This is a genomic window from Mycobacterium sp. 1245852.3, from assembly GCF_001669335.1.
Taxonomy (GTDB): Bacteria; Actinomycetota; Actinomycetes; order Mycobacteriales; family Mycobacteriaceae; genus Mycobacterium; species Mycobacterium europaeum_A.
In genome coordinates, this window is sequence record NZ_LZLL01000137.1 from 1 (window position 1) to 2828 (window position 2828).

At 63.9% G+C, this 2828-nt stretch carries 2 protein-coding genes and 1 pseudogene; all 3 read left to right on the top strand.

Annotated elements, in window-relative coordinates; genetic code table 11:
• Positions 1-351: pseudogene (locus tag A9W96_RS06025) on the top strand (acyltransferase); the annotation flags it as partial.
• A 292-nt stretch (positions 352-643) separates the two neighbouring features.
• Positions 644-1558 (top strand): sulfotransferase family protein, encoded by a 915-nt coding sequence (locus A9W96_RS06030; protein WP_067138422.1) that lies wholly within the window; start codon positions 644-646, stop codon positions 1556-1558.
• A 536-nt stretch (positions 1559-2094) separates the two neighbouring features.
• Positions 2095-2828, top strand: a 734-nt coding sequence (locus A9W96_RS06035) for a sulfotransferase family protein (protein ID WP_067138420.1), incomplete at its 3' end; no start/stop codon positions are given.

The window sequence follows — 2828 nt, forward strand, 5'->3', positions numbered from 1 at the left end:
GCCGGCGTGCTGGTGCCCAACTATCGGATACTCGCCGCGCTTCCGCTGGCCTACGCCGTCGTCGTCTCCGGCGCGCTGATCCACAACAGGCGCTTGCGGTTACGCACCGACCTCTCTTACGGCGTGTACATCTACGCGTGGCCCGTGCAGCAGCTGCTGGTCATCTGCGGCCTGGCCTTCCTGTCTCCGCTGGCGTTCGCGGTGGTCGCCGGAGTGGCCACGCTGCCGTTAGCCGCGCTCAGCTGGTTCCTGGTCGAGAAGCGCGCGCTGTCCCTCAAATCCCGCTTCAAGCGCCGAACGCGTGGATGGGTTGGCGCACCACCGCCCGCGGACGCCGTTCCGGCCGAATAAGTCGCGGGAAGCCGTGATGATTCGGCGGTTGTGCAAATAATGCACAATGCTCGCACGATTTAAGGCGGCGGCGTAGTGCTCGGAAACGGGTAATTGAACATCGCCCGAGAAATTGCAAAGTCATGCATAATTACCCGAGATCCGGGGGCCCGCCAGACGCGAACTGAAAGGTATGGGTTCCGCGATGACGCTTGCCCGGACGAGTCAATCCGCCGAATGCGCCGTCGATCTTCCGGCGCGTTCCTCCCAACCGGGCACCACGGTTCGCCCCGTCGCGCTGTTCGTCCTCGGCATGGCGCGATCGGGGACGTCGGCGTTGACCCGGGTGCTGTCACTGTGCGGAAGCACCCTGCCTGCCGGCATGTGCGGTGCCGACGGCAACAACCCGCGCGGCTATTGGGAGCCACGCGCGGCCATCATGCTCAACGAGACGATCCTGCGCCGCCACGCCAGCAACTGGTACGACCCAACCCTGCGCCTGCAGGAGGAGTACGCGTTCGGCGCCGAGGAGAAGAGCGCCTGTATCGCCGAGATCGCCGCCTACCTCGGCACGCTGCCGGCGGCGCCGCTGGTGGTGATCAAGGAGCCGAGGATCACGGCGCTCTCCGGACTCTGGTTCGAGGCGGCGCGCCAGGTCGGCTTCGACGTCGCCGCGGTGATCGCGGTGCGCCACCCACAAGAGGTCGTGGCCTCGGCGGCAAAGTATGTCCAAACTTCCGCCGAACTCTCCAGCGCCCTATGGCTCAAATACAATCTGCTGGCCGAACGACACACCCGCGGGATGCCGCGCGTGTTCGTCGACTACGCCAACCTCCTCGACGACTGGCATCGCGAGATGAAACGGATTGCCACCACGCTCGAAATCGATCTGGACACCGCCGAAGAGAGTGCGATCGAGGAGTTCCTGACGCCCGATCTTCGCCGCCAGCGATACTGCGGCCCGGTGGCCGACCATTTTGGCACCGACTGGATCTCCGCGGTCTATGCAGCGTTGCGCGCGGCCGCTCAGGACGACCCTTTGCATGTCTCGACGCTGGACCGGGTTTTCGAGTCGTATCAGGCCAGTGAGCGTGATTTCCGCATGGCCTTCACCGAATTCCATACCCGGACGCACAGCGTGGTTCGCCGGGTGTTCAGGCCGTTCATCGTCAAGCGGATCCTCGAGCTCGGCGCGATGCTGCATCGGCGCCGGGGCGCCTGGGCCTAGCGTCGTGGCGGTCAGCGTCTTGACGAACACGTCGGTCTCGGCGCGGTTCGCGCCCCGCGGCCGAGATCGTTTGTTAAAGTAACCATGCTGTGTGCGCGGGAGTGGCCGCTGATCTGTCGGCACGGCCGCGAGCGCCTGCCGACTTGGCTTACCCGGATGGACGTTCGAGATTGAAGCCACTTTAGAAGGCCGTCGATGCAATTCGTCTGCGCGTCATCCAAACATCAAGTAAGCGACACGGATTCGTAAAAATGGTGTCCTGATCCGTCGGGCCGGGTTATAGTCCTTAGCGGGCGCAATGATCCGATGTAATTGACCCCGGGGGGCGAAGTTGACGGTCGCAAGGCAGACCTGACTCCGCATGCGGGAGCTCGGTAAATAATCTTCCCTTTTGTCAAACATGTTGTGAGGCCTGGAATTCAGGCTTCCGGTGATCGGTGCGCGCCCGTCGGTCGGCCCGGCATCGAATCGGAAAGGCATGGATTACAAGAGAATCCGGAAGTCGGCCAGGACGAGTGAAAGGTTTTCGATTCGCGATGAGATTGCCCCGGACGAGCAGGCCAGCCGAGAACGCCGCCGATTTCTTCGGCAATACCCGTCCGGTCGTTCTGTTCGTCCTAGGGCCGCAACGGTCCGGAACCTCGGCGCTTACCCGGGTGCTGTCGTTGTGCGGTGGCACGCTGCCGGCGGCGATGCTGGGTGCCGACGCGAACAATCCGCTCGGCTACTGGGAGCCGCGGGCGGCCATCTCGCTCAACGAAACAATCCTGCGCCGTCTCGGGACCAATTGGTACGACCCGTCATTGCGCTTCCTGGACGACGACGCCGTGGCCCCCGACGAGAACAAGGCCTGTGTCGAGAAGATCGCCGCCTATCTGTCCACCCTGCCCGCGGCCCCGCTGGTGGTGATCAAGGAACCCCGGATCACCACGCTCTCCGACCTGTGGTTCGAGGCGGCGCGTCAGGCGGGATTCGACGTCGCGTCGGTGATCGCGGTACGTCACCCGCAGGAGGTCATCTCGTCGATCGTCAAGTCCTGGCACGTCTCTCCCGCGCTCGCGAGTGCCCTGTGGCTGAAATGCAACATCCTCGCCGAGCGAAACACTCGCGGCGTGCCACGCGTATTCGTCGACTATGCGAATCTTCTCGATGACTGGCGCCGGGAGATGAAGCGCATTTCCACCGAGCTGCCGGTCGAATTGCACACCCAGGACGAGGACGCGATCGAACAGTTCATCACCCCCGGTCTGCATCGCCAGCGGCACCGCGG

Excerpts from the sequence above, each read along its gene's own strand:
- A9W96_RS06030 (WP_067138422.1), top strand. The coding sequence starts at position 644 with ATGGCGCGATCGGGGACGTCGGCGTTGACCCGGGTGCTGTCACTGTGC.